This is a genomic window from Streptomyces sp. NPDC004788, from assembly GCF_053601115.1.
In genome coordinates this window covers 164537-179678 of sequence record NZ_JBSGBF010000002.1, presented here as the reverse complement: position 1 = coordinate 179678, position 15142 = coordinate 164537, and the positions used below count along the sequence as shown (strand labels likewise).

Annotated in this window: 14 protein-coding genes; 13 read left to right on the top strand and 1 reads right to left on the bottom strand. The window is 74.1% G+C overall.

The features are described 5' to 3' along the window. Positions 1-5 precede the first annotated feature (5 nt). The 13 genes from ACWEJX_RS01865 (at position 6) to ACWEJX_RS01805 (ending at position 13899) form a co-directional block, all read left to right on the top strand. On the top strand, positions 6-290 hold the full coding sequence (locus ACWEJX_RS01865) for an acyl carrier protein (protein ID WP_403788622.1): 285 nt from the start codon (positions 6-8) through the stop codon (positions 288-290). After that, entirely contained in the window at positions 287-1480 is a 1194-nt protein-coding gene (locus tag ACWEJX_RS01860; RefSeq protein ID WP_451605592.1) for an acyl-CoA dehydrogenase family protein, read from the top strand. The genes ACWEJX_RS01865 and ACWEJX_RS01860 overlap by 4 nt, the downstream gene beginning before the upstream one ends. Then, positions 1477-2679: a hypothetical protein gene (locus ACWEJX_RS01855; protein WP_451605591.1), complete on the top strand. Its 1203-nt coding sequence runs from the start codon at positions 1477-1479 to the stop codon at positions 2677-2679. The genes ACWEJX_RS01860 and ACWEJX_RS01855 overlap by 4 nt, the downstream gene beginning before the upstream one ends. Beyond that, complete coding sequence (locus tag ACWEJX_RS01850; RefSeq protein WP_451605590.1) at positions 2676-4079, top strand: acyltransferase domain-containing protein; 1404 nt, start codon at positions 2676-2678, stop codon at positions 4077-4079. Before ACWEJX_RS01855 ends, ACWEJX_RS01850 begins: the two co-directional genes overlap by 4 nt. Next, on the top strand, positions 4076-5488 hold the full coding sequence (locus tag ACWEJX_RS01845; RefSeq protein ID WP_451605589.1) for a condensation domain-containing protein: 1413 nt from the start codon (positions 4076-4078) through the stop codon (positions 5486-5488). The genes ACWEJX_RS01850 and ACWEJX_RS01845 overlap by 4 nt, the downstream gene beginning before the upstream one ends. After that, a complete protein-coding gene (locus tag ACWEJX_RS01840; protein WP_403788632.1) occupies positions 5485-5724 on the top strand; it encodes an acyl carrier protein in 240 nt (79 codons plus the stop codon). The genes ACWEJX_RS01845 and ACWEJX_RS01840 overlap by 4 nt, the downstream gene beginning before the upstream one ends. Further along, the gene (locus tag ACWEJX_RS01835; RefSeq protein WP_451605588.1) at positions 5721-7235 is read left to right on the top strand and encodes an AMP-binding protein; all 1515 of its coding nucleotides are present in this window, start codon (positions 5721-5723) and stop codon (positions 7233-7235) included. The genes ACWEJX_RS01840 and ACWEJX_RS01835 overlap by 4 nt, the downstream gene beginning before the upstream one ends. Continuing rightward, positions 7219-8307 carry a MupA/Atu3671 family FMN-dependent luciferase-like monooxygenase gene (locus ACWEJX_RS01830; protein ID WP_451605587.1) on the top strand — a complete coding sequence of 363 codons (1089 nt, stop codon included), beginning with the start codon at positions 7219-7221 and terminating at the stop codon, positions 8305-8307. The genes ACWEJX_RS01835 and ACWEJX_RS01830 overlap by 17 nt, the downstream gene beginning before the upstream one ends. Next, positions 8300-9157: a class I SAM-dependent methyltransferase gene (locus ACWEJX_RS01825; RefSeq protein ID WP_451605586.1), complete on the top strand. Its 858-nt coding sequence runs from the start codon at positions 8300-8302 to the stop codon at positions 9155-9157. The genes ACWEJX_RS01830 and ACWEJX_RS01825 overlap by 8 nt, the downstream gene beginning before the upstream one ends. Then, positions 9154-10935 (top strand): amino acid adenylation domain-containing protein, encoded by a 1782-nt coding sequence (locus ACWEJX_RS01820; protein WP_451605585.1) that lies wholly within the window; start codon positions 9154-9156, stop codon positions 10933-10935. Before ACWEJX_RS01825 ends, ACWEJX_RS01820 begins: the two co-directional genes overlap by 4 nt. After that, the gene (locus ACWEJX_RS01815; protein ID WP_451605584.1) at positions 10932-12242 is read left to right on the top strand and encodes a condensation domain-containing protein; all 1311 of its coding nucleotides are present in this window, start codon (positions 10932-10934) and stop codon (positions 12240-12242) included. The genes ACWEJX_RS01820 and ACWEJX_RS01815 overlap by 4 nt, the downstream gene beginning before the upstream one ends. Continuing rightward, entirely contained in the window at positions 12239-13534 is a 1296-nt protein-coding gene (locus ACWEJX_RS01810) for an MFS transporter (RefSeq protein ID WP_451605583.1), read from the top strand. Before ACWEJX_RS01815 ends, ACWEJX_RS01810 begins: the two co-directional genes overlap by 4 nt. A gap of 161 nt (positions 13535-13695) precedes the next feature. Further along, positions 13696-13899: an MbtH family protein gene (locus tag ACWEJX_RS01805; RefSeq protein WP_451605582.1), complete on the top strand. Its 204-nt coding sequence runs from the start codon at positions 13696-13698 to the stop codon at positions 13897-13899. A 54-nt stretch (positions 13900-13953) separates the two neighbouring features. On the opposite strand, the gene ACWEJX_RS01800 is transcribed toward ACWEJX_RS01805, so the two are convergent. Beyond that, positions 13954-14997, bottom strand: a complete 1044-nt coding sequence (locus ACWEJX_RS01800; RefSeq protein ID WP_451605581.1) for a helix-turn-helix domain-containing protein — start codon at positions 14995-14997, stop codon at positions 13954-13956. Positions 14998-15142 lie beyond the last annotated feature (145 nt).

Below are 15142 nucleotides of genomic sequence, written 5' to 3'. Positions count from 1 at the left end.
CCCCCATGGCTGACGTGACGACGACCGGCGCGACCGCCGAGGACGACAAGGTCCTGATCCGCGAGTTCCTGGCCGGGCACGTGCACGGCGTGGAGGTGGAGGACGACGAGGACCTGTTCGCCACGGGTCTGGTGAACTCCCTCTTCGCCGTGCAGCTGGTGATGTGGGTCGAGCGCACCTACGGCCTGGCCGTCGCGGGCGAGGACCTCGCCGTCGCCAACTTCCGCTCGGTCTCGGCCATCGCGGAGTTCGTGGAACGCAAGAAGGCCCTTGCCGGAGGCGGCGCGTGATCGTCGAACCGACGCCGGAGCAGCTGCGGCTGCGCCGGGAGATCATCGCGTTCGCCCGGGCGGAGCTCGGCCGTGACGCGGCCGAGGCCGACCGCGGCGCCCGCTTCCCGCGCGAGGACTGGCAGCGCTGCGCGGACTTCGGCGTGCTCGGCTGGCCGGTGCCCGAGGAGTACGGCGGCCGCGGCTTCGACCCGCTGACCACCATGATCGCGCTGGACGCGCTGGGTTACGCCTGCCCCGACAACGGCCTGGTGTTCGCGGTGAACAACCACCTCTGGGGCTGTGTGATCTATCTGCTGCTGCACGGCTCCGAGGAGCAGAAGCGGCGCTTCCTGCCCGGTCTGTGCGACGGCTCGCTCGTCGGCGCGCACGCGCTGTCGGAGCCGGAGGCGGGCTCGGACATCCTCTCCATGACCACCACGGCGGAGCGCGACGGCGACGGCTACCGGCTGCACGGCACCAAGTGCTTCATCAGCAACGGGCCGGTGGCGGACGTCTTCGTCACGATCGCCCGCACGGGTACGGGCCCGGGCCGCCAGGACCAGCTGTCGGCGTTCCTGGTCACCGCCGACACGCCCGGTGTGGTGAAGAAGCGCGAGCTGCCGAAGATGGGGCTGCGCACCACCCCGATGGGTGTCGTCGAGTTCGACGGCGCCCAGGTGCCCGAGGCGAACCTGATCGGCCGCGAGGGCGGCGGCTACCCGGTCTTCACGTCGACCATCGAGTGGGAGCGGTCCTTCATGTTCGCCCCGCACGTGGGCGCGATGGAGCGGCTCCTGGAGACCTCCGTGCGGCAGGCCAACACGCGCCGCCAGTTCGGCCGGACGCTCGGTTCCTTCCAGGCGGTGTCGCACCCGATCGCGGACATGAAGATCCGCCTGGACCTGGCCCGGATGCTGCTCCACCGGGTCGGCTGGCTGAAGCGGGAGGGCCGGCTCGCCCTCCAGGAGGCCACCATGGCCAAGATCTTCATCAGCGAGGGCCTGGTCGAGACGGCGAAGGCCGCCGTCGAGCTGCACGGCGCCCGGGGCTACCTGGAGGAGTACGGCATCGAGCGCGAGCTGCGCGACGCGCTCGGCGGCCCGATCTACGCCGGGTCCAACTCGGTGCAGCGCGGCATCCTCGCCGAACTCCTCGGCGTCCACGGGGCGTTGTCGGGCGGAGCGGTGTCGGGGGGCGATCCGCGGTGACCGGGAAGACCCTCACGACGCGGCTGCCGCTGGAACCGGCGCTGCCGGCCGAGCTCGCCCAGGAGCTGGCCCAGCGCGTCTACTTCGTCTCGGACACGATCACCGGCTTCTCGCTGGTCCGCTCGGACGCGGGCGACGAGATCACCGCCGTGGACGTGGAGCACGACGGGTCGGCCGACGCCGCCGAACTCACCCGCAAGCTCAACCTGGTCACGGCGAACGACTTGCTCGGGCAGCGGTTCCTGGAGCCCAAGGTGGTCTGGCGGGCCGCCGACACCGGGCCGGTGAAGGACGTGTTCGACGAGCTGGTGGCGCGCGGCGCGGCCGTGGAGGCGGGCGAGGGACAGATCGCGGTCGGCGAGCCGGTCCTGTCGCTCATGGACCACCTGGACTCGATGCTGCGCAAGCTGGTCACGGAGGAGTTCGGCGCCCGGGAGTTCCGCTACCCGACGCTGATCACCGCCGACGCGCTGCGCCGCACCGGCTACTTCGAGTCCTTCCCGCAGATGGTGATGTCCGTCTCGCGGCTGCACGGCGACGTCGACAGCTACCGCGGCTTCCTCGACGAGCTCGCGGGCGGCGGCGATCTGCAGGCGGCGCTCACCGCGCACAGCGGCGGCTTCGACCACTGTCTGCCGCCCACCATGTGCTTCCACACCTACCACCAGTTCGCGGACGGCCCGCTGCCGGAGAGCTCGCTGGTGGTGACGGCACGGGGCAAGTCGTTCCGCAACGAGTCGCGGTACCGGCGCTCGCTGGAGCGCCTGTGGGACTTCACGATCCGCGAGATCGTCTTCCTCGGGACGCCGGAGTTCGTGCTCGACGCGCGCCGGCGGCTGATGGAGCGGGCGTACGAGCTGGTGGACGCGCTCGGTCTGGGCGGGCGGTGCGAGGTGGCGGGCGATCCGTTCTTCCTGGGCGGCACGACCGCGGCGCGTGCCTGGTCGCAGCGGCTCCTGGAGCTGAAGTACGAGCTCCGGCTGCCGCTGGACGACGGACGCGACGTCTCCGTGGGCTCGTTCAACTACCACGAGCAGTTCTTCGGGCGGTCCTTCGGCATCGGCGACGAGACGGGCGAGCCGGTCTTCACCGGGTGCGCCGGGTTCGGGCTGGAACGTTTCGCCTATGCGTTCCTGTGCCGGCACGGCCTGGACCCGGAGCACTGGCCGGACGCGGTACGGGCGGCGGTGGCGCCGTGACCGTACGCGAACCCTCGTCCGTACCCGATCCGGCACCCGAACCCGCGCCGCCGTCGCCGCGCCTGCTGACGCTGTCCGCGCCGACCGTGGACCTGCTGGAGCGGGCCACGGACGAGCTGGCCGACCGCCTCGACGCGATGGGCGACGCGGGCTTCGCGCGGCTGGCCGCCGTGCCCGCTCCCCCGGCCGAGCCGGGCGCGGTGCGGCGCGCCGTGCTCGCAAACTCGGCGGGGAACGCGGCACGTTGGCTGCGCAAGCGCGACGTGCGGCGGGTCTTCACCGGCGGTCCCGGCGACGGGAGCTCCCGGGTGTTCCTGTTCTCCGGGGTCGGCGACCAGTATCCGGGGCTCGGCGCCGGTCTGTACCGGTGTCTGCCGGCGTTCCGGGCGGAGCTCGACCGCTGCTTCCGGGTGCTGGCGGACGAGCACGGCCTGGACCTGCACGCCGTCCTCTTCCCGAGCGGGCACCGCGAGGAGCCGGCCGAGGTCTTCGACCGGCACACGGCGCCGCAGGAGATCCACCGCACGGTGGTGGCCCAGCCGCTGCTGTTCGCGCTCCAGTACTCCCTGGCGCGCGCCCTGACGGCGCTCGGCGCCGCACCAGCCGCGCTCGCGGGCTACAGCGTCGGCGAGTACACGGCCGCGTGCATCGCCGGGGTGTTCCCGGTCGAGCACGCCCTGCGTCTGGTCACCGGCCGGGCGCGGCTCGTGGACGAGCTGCCGCCGGGCGCGATGCTCGCGGTGGCGGCCGGTCCGGAGGCGCTCGACGGCCCGCTGGACGGGCTGCTTCCCGGGCCGCTGTCGCTCGCCGCGCTCAACGGACCGCAGCAGACGGTGCTGTCCGGCCCGGTCGAGGCGGTCGAGGAGGCCGAGCGGCGGCTGACCGGGGCGGGGCTGCCCTGCCAGCGGCTCGCCACGGCGCACGCCTACCACTCGACCATGACGGAGGCGCTGACCGGACCGCTGGAGGAGCTGCTCGGCACCGTGCCGCTCGCCCCGCCCGCGATCCCGCTGCTCTCCAACGTGACCGGGACCCGGCTGCGCGACGAGGAGGCGACGAGCCCGGCCTTCTGGGCCCGTCAGCTGTCCCGGACGCTGCGCTTCTCGGACGAGCTGGCCGAGATCTGGCGCCTGCCCGACCCGATGCTCGTCGAGCTCGGCCCCGGTCAGGCGCTCACCCGGCTCGCCCTCGGCCACCCGGACCGCCCGGCGAACGCCCTGGCCTCGGTCGTCCAGACCCTGCCGGGCCGCCTGGAGAGCCGTACGGAGTGGGAGCTGCTGCTGACCACGGCCGGACGGCTGTGGGCGGCGGGCGCGGCGGTCGACTGGGCCGCACTGGCCGAGGAGCCGGCGGCGGGAAACCCGGCGGCGACTCCGACCGCCACGGAGGGACGCGGATGAGCGACGTCGACGCGATCCGTCCGGTGCCGCGCGACGGGTCCGTGCCCCTGCCGCTGTCGAGCGCGCAGGAACGGCTCTGGTTCATGCAGCAGCTGCAGCCGGGCATGCTCGCCTACCAGTTCCAGGCGAAGATCGAGTTCACCGGGACGCTCGACCCCGAGGTCCTGGCCGCCGCCCTCACCGAGGTGGTGCGGCGGCACGAGGTCTACCGCACGAGCTTCGCCGACGGCCCTGACGGCCCGCTGCAGGTGGTGCACCCGCCGTACCGGGTCGAGCTGCCGGTGGAGGACCTGCGCGGGGCCGGAGCCGCCGCGGAGGCCGAGGTGATCCGTGCGGCGGTGGCGGCGGAGATCCCGGTGGACCGGCTGCCGCTGGTGCACTGGCGGCTGCTGCGGACCTCCGACCAGCGGCATGTGCTGCTGCACCTGGAGCACCATCTCGTCCACGACGGCTGGGGGTTCAACCTCTTCGTCGACGAACTGTGCGCCCTGTACCGGGCGTTCGCGGCGGGCGAGCCGTCTCCGCTGCCCGAACCCGAGGTCCAGTTCGCCGACTTCGCGGTCTGGCAGCGGTCCTGGCTGGACGGTCCGGAAGCCGAGGCGCAGCTCGCGTACTGGCGCGAGCAGCTCGACGGCGTGCCGTACTTCCTCGACCTGGCCACCGACCGGCCCCGCACCCCGAAGCGCCGGTTCACCGGTGACGCGCCGCGTTTCACGGTGCCGGCCGAGCTGGCCGACGCGGTGCGCGCGCTCGCCGCGCGCGAGCGGGTGCCGTTGTTCTCGGTGATGTTCGCCGCGTTCCAGGTGCTGCTCGCCGGCTGGTCGGGGCAGGACGACTTCTGCGTCGCCACGGGGATGGCGGCCCGCACCCGGCCCGAGGTCGACGGCATGTTCGGCATGCTGGTCAACACGGTGGCGCTGCGGGCCGATCTGCGCGGCGACCCGACGTTCCGGGAGCTGCTCCGCCGGGTGCGGAAGACCACCTTCGGCGCGCTGCAGCACCAGGAGCTGCCCTTCGACCGGGTGGTGGCGGCGCTGCGCCCGCCCCGGGTGCGGGGCCGCCAGCCGATGTGCGAGGTGCTGTTCGCGTTCCACGACTCGCCGTCGCGCCCCGTGCGGATCCCCGGCCTCGAGGTCGAGGTCACGCCCGGCGTCAGCAACGGCAGCGCCAAGTTCGATCTCAACGTCATCGCGATCCCCCGCGCCGAGCAGACGATCGGGCAGCGGGACCGGGCCACGACGCAGGCGGTCGAGTTCATCTGGGAGTACGACCGTGACCTCTTCGACGCCGGGACCGTCGCCCGGGCCGCGGCGCGGTACGAGCGGCTGCTCGCCGCGGTGACCGCGGCTCCCGAGACCAGGATTTCAGCGCTGACCGGCGACGGTCGGCGACAGGAGGACGAGAAGTGAGCGACGCGGACGAGCTGATCGGCCCGGTGCGGGCGGCCTGGGCCGAGACCCTTGGCTACGACGAGGCCGAGATACCCCTGGACGTCGGCTTCTTCGACGCCGGCGGCAACTCGCTGCTGCTGTTGCTGCTGTGGGAGCAGCTGAACGAGCTGACGCCGGGCGAGCTGCGCGCCACCGACCTGTTCCAGCATCCGACCGTGCGGGGGCAGGCGGCGTTCCTGCGGAGCGGCGCATGACCCGCGGTCTGTACGAGGTGTTCGCGGCCACCGCGGAGCGGCACCCGGACGCCGCCGCCGTCGAGTTCCCGGACGGCGACGCGGGCGGCCCGGTGACCTACCGCGAGCTGCTGCGGGCCGCCGAGGCGCTCGCGGAGCGGATCGCGGACCGGCACGGCCCGGTCGAGCGGGTCGGCCTGCTCGCCGCCCGCAGCCTCGTCGCGTACGCGGGGTACCTCGCGGCGCTGCGGCTCGGCGCCGCGGTCGTGCCGCTGGGCCCCGACTACCCGGCGGCGCGGAACACGGGGATCTGCGAGGCGGCCGGTGTCGACGTGATGGTGGCCGAGGCGGCCGCCGCCCGGCGCGCCGGTGACGGGTGGGCCGGCGGCCGTCCCGTACTGCCGCTCGACGACGACGAGGTCCGGGCGGCGGCGCCGGGCGGGCGGCTCGCGCCGCACGTGGCGGATCCGGACGGGCTCGCCTATCTGCTCTTCACCTCGGGCACGACCGGCCGGCCCAAGGGCATCCCGATCCGGCACCGTCAGGTGCTGCCGTTCCTGGCGCACAACATCGCGCGCTTCGGGGTCAGGCCGGGCTGCCGGATGTCGCACACCTTCGAGCTGACCTTCGACCTGTCGGTGTACGACCTGTTCGTCACCTGGGGCGGCGGGGCGACGCTCGTGGTGCCGTCCCGGGCCGAGCTGTTCGCACCGGTCGCCTATCTGACCGGCCGGGAGCTGACCCACTGGTTCTCGGTGCCCTCGGCCGTCTCGGTGAGCGCCGGCTTCGGACAGCTCGCCGCCGCCCCGCCGGCCGCCGGTGGGCGGTCGGCCCTGCGTCACAGCGTCTTCTGCGGCGAGCAGCTCACCCTGGACCAGGCGCGGGCGTGGCACGCCGTGGCGCCGGGAGCGCCCGTCGACAACCTCTACGGCCCCACCGAACTGACCATCGCCTGCGCCGAGTTCCGGCTTCCCGAGGATCCCGCGCGGTGGCCGGTGACCTCCAACGGCACCGTCCCCATCGGGCGGGTCTACGAGGGTCTTGAGCACCGGATCGCCCCGGACACGGGCGAGCTGTGGGTGCGCGGCCCCCAGCGGTTCGACGGCTATCTGGACCCGGGCGACGACGAGGGCAGGTTCACGGACGACGGGTACTTCCGCACCGGGGACCGGGTCCGGATCGAGGACGGGCAGCTGGTCCACCGGGGCCGGCTCGACGACCAGGTGAAGATCCGCGGCTACCGGGTCGAGCCGAGCGAGGTGGAGGCCGCGCTGCGCCGCCTCGACGCGGTGACGGAGGCCGTGGTCCTCGGCGTCGCCCGGGACGGCGTCACCGATCTGGTGGCCTGCTACACCGGGCGCGAGACCGGCCGGATGGAGCTGATCCGCGCGCTGCGCGACGCCCTGCCGATCCATCTGGTGCCCCGCCGCTTCGAGCACCTCGACTCCCTGCCCCGCAACGCCAACGGCAAGGTGGACCGGGGCGCGCTCCGCCGAATCGTCAGTGAGGTCAACGATGGCGCACTCGCCTGAACCCGCGGCCGGGCCCGACGCCGGGGCCGCACCGCGGCGCGGCATGGACTTCAGCCTCTTCTACTTCGCCAGCGACAGCGAGGAGTTCGCCGGATCCCGCTACCGCCTCCTCCTGGACGGAGCCCGGTTCGCGGACACCCACGGTCTTGCCGCCGTGTGGACGCCGGAGCGGCACTTCCACCCCTTCGGCGGCCTGTACCCGAACCCGGCCGTCACCGGCGCGGCGGTCGCCGCCGTCACCGAGCGCGTGGCGATCCGGGCGGGCAGCGTCGTGGCGCCCCTGCACCACCCGCTGCGCATCGCCGAGGAGTGGTCCGTCGTGGACAACCTCTCCGGCGGCCGCGTCGGCGTCTCCTTCGCGTCCGGCTGGCACGCGGCCGACTTCGCGCTGCGCCCGGAGGCGTACGCCGACCGCAGGCGGCTGATGCAGGAGCAGGTCCGGCAGGTGCGGGAGCTGTGGCGCGGGGAGTCGCTCGCCTTCCCGGACGGGACCGGCGCCGAGGTGAAGGTGTCCGTCCACCCCAGGCCGGTGCAGCCGGAGCTGCCGACCTGGATCACCAGCGCGGGCGGCGTGGAGACCTTCCGGGCCGCCGGGGCCATGGGGGCGGGCATCCTGACCCATCTCCTCGGCCAGGACCTGGACGACCTCGCGTACAAGATCGGCGAGTACCGTGCGGCCGGCGGCCGGCACGTGGTCCTGATGGTGCACACCTATCTGGACGACGACGCGGACCGGGTCCGGGAGCTGGTGCGCGAGCCGCTCCTGCGCTATCTGCGCGGCTCGCTCGGGCTGCTGCTCGGCTCCGGCCTGGACGGCAGGCGCCGTATCGACCCGGCGAAGCTCCACCCGGACGACCTGGAGTTCCTCGTGCGGCGCTCCTTCGACCGCTATGTCGACGACTGCGGGCTGCTCGGCTCGCCGGAGACGGCGGCGCGCGCGGTGGAGCGGCTGCGCGGGATCGGCGTGGACGAGATCGCCTGCCTGATCGACTTCGGGCTGCCCGCCGACACCGTCATGCGGGGTCTGGAACGGATCGCCGACCTCAACGCCCGGGAGCACGCGCATGGCTGACCACAGCGGCATCCCGACCCCGGACAGCCCCGCGTTCGCGAAGGCGGTCGCCCGGCTGCGGGTGCCCGGCATGGGCACCGAGGCGGTCGCCCCGTTCCTGGCCGGGCTCATCCGGATGACCAGGCCCCGCCGGGTCCTGGAGGTCGGGATGGGCTACACCACGCCGTTCCTGGCGGCCGCCCTCGCCGAGGCCCGGGAGCAGGCCGACGAGGAGTCGCGGCTGCTCGCGGCCAAGACCCGGCCGTACCTGAGCTCCGGCGCCCCGCTGGACGACGACTGGCTGCGCGCCGAGCCCGCACTCGCGGCCCCGGCCGCGTATCTGGAGCCGTACCGGCCGCAGTTCGTGGCCCTCGACGACCTGTCGATCCCCGAGTCCTCGGCCGGGCAGGTCGAGGAGGTCCTCGCCGAGCTGGGGCTCGCCGGGCAGGTCACCGTCGTGGACGCGCCGCTGCGCGAGGCCGACGGCGCGCTGCCGGACGGCTTCGAGCCGATCGACTTCGCCTGGGTCGACGCGTGGGACTGCCTGTACTTCCTGGACCACTTCCTCGACCGGATCGACCCGGCCGGCGGCGTGGTGGTCCTGCACTATCTGATGACCTATCCGGAGGGCGAGGCGATCCTGCGCTATCTGGCCGGACTGCAACGGGCGCGGCCGGGCGAGCTGGAGGTCCTGAACCTCCTGGAGTCCCACAAGCTCCGGCAGAACAGCGTCACGATGATCCGCCGGACCGCCGTGCCCTCGCCCCGCCTCGCCGGTCCTGGCGGCCGCATCCGGTACGACGGCGAGCTGCGCGAGCGCGCCACGGCGCACGCCGAGTCCTTCGACAGCGAACGGGAGAACGACAAGTGAGCATCCTGCGCGGGGCCGTGACCCCCTACCCCGCCGACGCGTCCATACCCGCGGTCTTCGCCGCACAGGTGCGGGCCCGGCCGGAGGCGCCCGCCGTCGTGGACGGCGAGCACACCCTCACGTACGCGGAGCTCGACGCCCGCTCCGACCGCCTCGCCCGGCTGCTGCGCGGCCGGGGCGTGACCGACGGCTCCCGGGTGGGCGTGCTCCTGGAGCGCGGCCACGGCCTGGTGACGGCGCTGCTCGCGATCCTCAAGGCCGGCGGCGCCTATGTGCCGGTCAACCCGGCCTACCCGCGGGAGCGCCAGGAGCACATGCTGGCCGCCGCCGAGGCGGCCGTGACGGTCACCGCCGAGGAGCTGCGCCAGGCCGAGCGGGCCGAGGACGCGACCGAGCTGCCGCGGCCCGCCACCGGCTCCCGCGTCCCCGCGTACATCCTGTTCACCTCGGGGTCCACGGGCCGGCCGAAGGGCGTCGTCGTCGAGCACCGCTCGGTGCTGCGGCTCGTCCGCGACACCGACTACGTGGAGTTCGGCGCCGACGAGCGCATCGCCCAGGTGGCCGACTCCTCCTTCGACGCCTTCACCTTCGAGGTCTGGGGCGCGCTCCTGAACGGCGGCACGGTCGTCGTGATCCCCACCCGGACGGTGCTGGCCCCGAGGGCGCTGGCCACGGCGCTCGCGGAGCACCGGATCACCACCATGTTCCTGACCTCCGCGCTCTTCACCACGGTGATGGCCGACCGGCCGGACAGCTTCGCCGGGCTGCGCAACCTGCTGGTCGGCGGCGACGTGCTGAACGTCGCGGCCGTGCGCCGACTGCTCGACCTGGATCCCTCCGCCCGCCCGGCCCGGCTGGTGAACGGCTACGGCCCGACGGAGACCACCACCTTCGCCGTCTGCGGCGAGGTGACCGCGCTCCCGGCGGACGCCCGCTCGGTGCCGATCGGCCGGCCCATCGCGAACACCGACTGCTATGTGCTCGGCGAGGACCTGGAGCCGGTCGCGGCCGGGGAGCCGGGCGAGCTGTTCATCGGCGGTCCCGGCGTGGCCCGGGGCTACGCGGGGCAGCCGGACCTGACCGGCGAGCGCTTCCTGCCGGATCCGTACGCGACGGAGCCGGACGCCCGGATGTACCGGACCGGGGACCTGGTGAGGCTCCTGTCGGACGGGCGGCTCGACTTCCTCGGGCGGGCCGACGACCAGGTGAAGATCCGGGGCTACCGGGTCGAGCCGGGCGAGGTGGAGGCCGTTCTGAGCCTGCACCCGGAGGTCCGCGAGGTGGCGGTGGTCGCCGACGACTCGGCGGGCGAGCGGCGGCTCGTGGCCCACCTGTCCCCGGCCGTGCCCGGGGCGGCGCCCACCGGTCTGCGGGAGTTCCTGGCCGGGCGGCTGCCGGAGTGGATGGTCCCGTCCGCCTTCGTGGTGGTGCCGGCGCTGCCGCTGACGCCCAGCGGCAAGCTGGACCGGGCGGCGCTGCCGCCGGTCCCGGCGGACGGCGAGGACGGTGCCGCGGTGTCGCCGCGTACGGATCTGGAGCGGGAGCTGGCGGCGATCGCCGCCGAGCTGCTCGGCCTGGCCTCGGTCGGCGTCACCGACGACTTCTTCGCGCTGGGCGGCCACTCGCTGCTCGCGATGCGGCTCCTCTCCCGGGTCAACGCGGCCTTCGGGGTGCGGGTGGACCTGGGTGAGTACCTCTACGACCCGACGATCGAGCGGCTCGCGGCGGAGGTGTCCGCCGGGCTGACCGCCGGGGTGCCGGGCGAGGTGTCCCCGTGACCGGTGACCACCCGGTCTCCTTCGCGCAGAAGCGGCTGTGGATCCTCGACCGGCTCTATCCGGACACCCCGGCCTACACCGTCCCGGTCGTCTACCGGATCGACGGCGATCCGGACGTCCCGGCCCTCGAAGGGGCGCTGACCGAGCTGGTCGGGCGGCACGAGGTGCTGCGGACCGGCTACCGGATGGCCAAGGGCGCGCTGCGCCAGGTCGTCCGGCCCGCCGGACCGGTGCCGGTCCCCCGCGTCGACCTGACCGGGCACCCGGAGCCGGCGGCGGAGGCGGAGCGGCTGGCCGCCGCCGAGGCGCGGCGGCCGTTCGACCTGGGCGGCGGCGCGGTGCTGCGGCCGCTGCTCCTCACGACGGCGCCCGGTCGGCACCTGCTCTGCCTGACGCTCCATCACATCGTGTGCGACGGCTGGTCGCTCGCCGTCCTGGAGAACGAGCTCTCGGCCCTGTACGAGGCGCTCGCGGCCGGCCGTGCGCCCGGACTGCCGCCGCTGACCGAGCAGTACGCCGACTTCGCCCGGTGGCAGGCCGACCGGGTCGCGGGCACCGCCCTCGACCGGGCGCGCGACTACTGGACCAAGCACCTCGCCGGCGTACCGGCCCTTTCGACCATCGCGTCCGACCGGCCCCGGCCGGCGGTGTGGAGCTTCGCCGGCGCCCATGTGCCGTTCACGGTCGGTCCGGACGTCGTCGGACAGGTCGACCTGCTGGCCCGGGCCTGCGGCACCACCCCGTACGCCGTGCTGCTGGCGGCGTTCGCCGCGCTGGTACGGGAGGAGGGCGGCGGCCCGGAGGTCGTGGTCGGCGCGCCCGTGGCCCTGCGGGAACGCGAGAGCCACTTCGCGCTGATCGGCATGTTCGGCAACACGGTCGTCCAGCGGCTCGACGTGCCGGACGGGACGAGCTTCCGCGACCTGGTGCTGCGGGCGCGCGACGAGAGCCGGGCGGCGCTGGTCCATCAGGCGCTGCCGTTCGAACTCCTGGTGGAGGAGCTGAACCCGCCGCGGGACCCGGGCGCCAATCCGCTGTTCCAGTTGATGTTCAGCCATCAGCCGGCGGCCGCGCCCGGCCTGCGGCTCGAAGGCTGCCGGGTGGCCCGGGAGTTCGGCGACACCCGGACCGCGAAGGTCGACCTGTCGCTGTCGCTGACCCGCGACGGCGCGGGGTGCACCGGGCGCCTGGAGTACAGCGAGGACCTCTTCGAGGAGACCACCGCGCGGCGGCTCGCCGCGCGGTACGTGACCCTGCTCGCCGGAGCCGCCGCCGAGCCCCTACGACCCATCGGAACGATGCCGTGACCGAGACCGGATCCGAGACGACCGAACCCGCCGGCGGCGGACGCCCGTCCCTGCTGCGCCACCGCGACTTCATGCTCCTGTGGAGCGGCCAGACGGTCAGCGAGCTCGGCTCGATGATCACCCCGTTCGCGCTGCCGTTCGTCGCCGTCACCGCGCTGGACGCCTCGAACTTCCAGGTCGGTCTCCTCACGGCGCTCGGCTCGCTGGCCTTCCTCCTCGTCGCGCTGCCGGCGGGCGTGGTGGTGGACCGGGTCGCCCGGCACCGGCTGATGATGTGGTGCGACGTGCTGCGCGCGGCGGTCGTCGCCACGGTGCCGGTGGCCTGGTACCTGGGCTCGCTGACGCTGACCCATCTGTGCGCGGTGGCGCTCGTCACCGGCTCGCTGACGGTGTTCTTCGACGTGGCGTACCAGAGCTATGTGCCGGTCCTCGTCGACAAGGACGCGCTGATCGACGCCAACGGCAAGCTGGGCACGACGGGCGCGGCCGCCGCGACGCTCGGGCCGACGGTCGCGGGCGTGCTCGTCGCGGCGATCGGCGGGGCCCGGGCGCTGGCCGCCGACGCGCTGTCGTTCCTCGTCAGCGCCGCGTCGCTGTTCCTGATCCGGACCCCGGAGCCGAAGCCGGCCCGCCCGGACGGTCCTCGGCCGCCCTTCCGCAAGCAGATGGGCGAGGGGCTCGGCTTCGTCGTCCGGCACCCGGTGCTGCGCCGGATCGTGGCCTGCACGGGCACGGTCAACCTGTTCTCGCACATGGCCTCGGCGATGGAGATGCCGTTCCTCGTCCGCGAACTGGGGCTTTCCGCCGGCCAGGCCGGTCTGCTGCTCGCCCTCGGGCCCGTCGGCGGCGTCCTCGGCGGACTGCTCGCGAGCCGGCTCGCCCGGACGATCGGGTCCGCCCGGATCATCTGGCTGGCGCCGCTGCTCCTCGGCCTGCCCTCGTACCTCGCCCCGCTCGCCTACCCGGGCTGGCGGGTGGTGCTCTACGGCATCGGCTGGTTCGCCTTCACCTTCGGCGCCATCGTCTACAACACCGCGCAGGTCACCTACCGGCAGCAGATCTGCCCGCCGGAGCTGCTCGGCCGGATGAACGCGGCGGTGCGCTGGATCGTCTGGGGCACCATCCCGCTGGGCGCGCTCCTGGGCGGCGCGCTCGCGACCTGGCTCGGTCTGCGCCCCACCTTGTGGATCGGCCTCGTCGGGGCGAGCCTCGGCGGGCTCTGGGTCCTCTTCTCGCCGCTGCGCGGACTGCGCGACGTGGCCCCGGACCCGGCCTCGGCCACCACGGCGTGAGCCGCCGTGCCGACACCTGCATCGGTGCAGCCGATGCGGGTGTTCAGCACGTTCCATCGCGGGGATCTTGCCGCGGACGGCGGGCGGCACGGAGGCTGAGAGCGTTGCACCGACGAGTCAGCCGACGAGTCGGCCGATGGTCAGTCGTGGAGGAGAACGGCGTGCAGGACGCGGGTGTGGACGAGCGGTTCGTGGTCGTGGTGAACGACGAGGAGCAGTACTCCCTGTGGGCCGAGCAGCGCGAGCTGCCGGCCGGATGGCGGACGGCCGGCTTCGCCGGCACCAAGGCGGAGTGCCTCGCGCACGTCGAGGAGGTCTGGACGGACCAGCGCCCGCTGAGCGTCCGCCGGAACGCCGCCGCCTGACGCCGCCTGACGCCGCCTGACCCGGCGGGCGCCCGCCGGCCGCCCGCCGCCCCGTCACAGGTCGCTCGGCAGCCAGCCGCGCTGGACCGCCCGTACGCCCGCCTCGAAGCGGCTGCGGGCGCCGAGGCGCTCCATGAGGACGGTCGCGATGCGCCGGGCGGTCCGGTGGGACAGGCCCATGCGCTTGGCGATGCCCTCGTCCGTGTGGCCTTCCGCGAGGAGGCGAAGCGCGGCCGCCTCCTGGCGGTCCAGTTCGTCGCCGTCGTCGGCGCGGCGGGCGGTGTCGCCGAGCGGCCGGGCGGTCTCCCAGACCGTCTCGAAGAGGCTGCACAGGGCGGTCAGCGGGCCCTGGCCGGTCAGGACGACCGCGCCCGCGCTGGAGTCCTCGCTGTCCACCGGGATCACGGCGGCCTCGCGGTCGACCAGGGTCATCCGGATCGGCAGCGTGGCCACCGTGCGCACCTGGCCGCCGAGTCCGGTGAGGTCGCGGGCGTGGGCGACGGTCGCCGGGTCGTTGCGGACGCTGTCCAGATAGACGGTCCGCATGACCACACCGCGGCCCAGGAGGCGTTCGTTGAGCGGCCGGGCGGCCTGCCGGTTGGCCTCGGTCTGCGCGCCGCCCGGCGCGAAGACCATCACCTCGCCGCGCACGCTGTCGGTGAGCGCCGCCAGCCTGGCCCGTATCTGCGCCACGTCGGGCAGGTGCTCCACGGTCACCGGGGTGGTGCGGGCGCTCAGTTCGGCGTACTCGGAGGCCAGCCGGGAGGCGGTGACCCGGGCGGCGGCGACCCGTCTGCGGTGCTCCTCCAGCTCCGTCTGGGCCCGGGCGACCAGATGATCGAGGCCCAGTGCCGGGCTCACCGGCTCGGGCCGGCCGGTCGGGTGGCCGCAGTCCCGGTCGCCGTCGCGGTCGCCGTCGCCGTCCGTGTCGGCGTACCGGACCAGGGAGAGGCCGGCCAGCCGCTCCCAGGCCCTCCGCACGGCCTCCTCCGTGGTGCCGAGCCGACGGGCGATGTCCGCGGCCCCGTCCCGGGGCTCCGCGAGCATGGCCCGGTAGACGGCTTCGGTCGCTGTGTCGAGTCCCAGCGCTTCCAGCATGAGGCCCCCGTTCCTCGTGGTTCACCGCACCGTCACCGGCCCGAAGGCCCGGGGACGAGCGGTCCGTGCTCCTTGCTCTGTGGCCGTTTTCGGCCAAGGCCCAAAGGGTCCAGCTGATCTTCTTCCCCCTCGGCGCCCCGTCCGG

Bases quoted from the DNA above. Each gene is read 5' to 3' on its own strand.
- ACWEJX_RS01865 (WP_403788622.1), top strand. From the start codon at position 6: ATGGCTGACGTGACGACGACCGGCGCGACCGCCGAGGACGACAAGGTC.
- ACWEJX_RS01845 (WP_451605589.1), top strand. From the start codon at position 4,076: ATGAGCGACGTCGACGCGATCCGTCCGGTGCCGCGCGACGGGTCCGTG.
- ACWEJX_RS01835 (WP_451605588.1), top strand. From the start codon at position 5,721: ATGACCCGCGGTCTGTACGAGGTGTTCGCGGCCACCGCGGAGCGGCAC.
- ACWEJX_RS01830 (WP_451605587.1), top strand. From the start codon at position 7,219: ATGGCGCACTCGCCTGAACCCGCGGCCGGGCCCGACGCCGGGGCCGCA.
- ACWEJX_RS01825 (WP_451605586.1), top strand. From the start codon at position 8,300: ATGGCTGACCACAGCGGCATCCCGACCCCGGACAGCCCCGCGTTCGCG.
- ACWEJX_RS01800 (WP_451605581.1), bottom strand. From the start codon at position 14,997: ATGCTGGAAGCGCTGGGACTCGACACAGCGACCGAAGCCGTCTACCGG.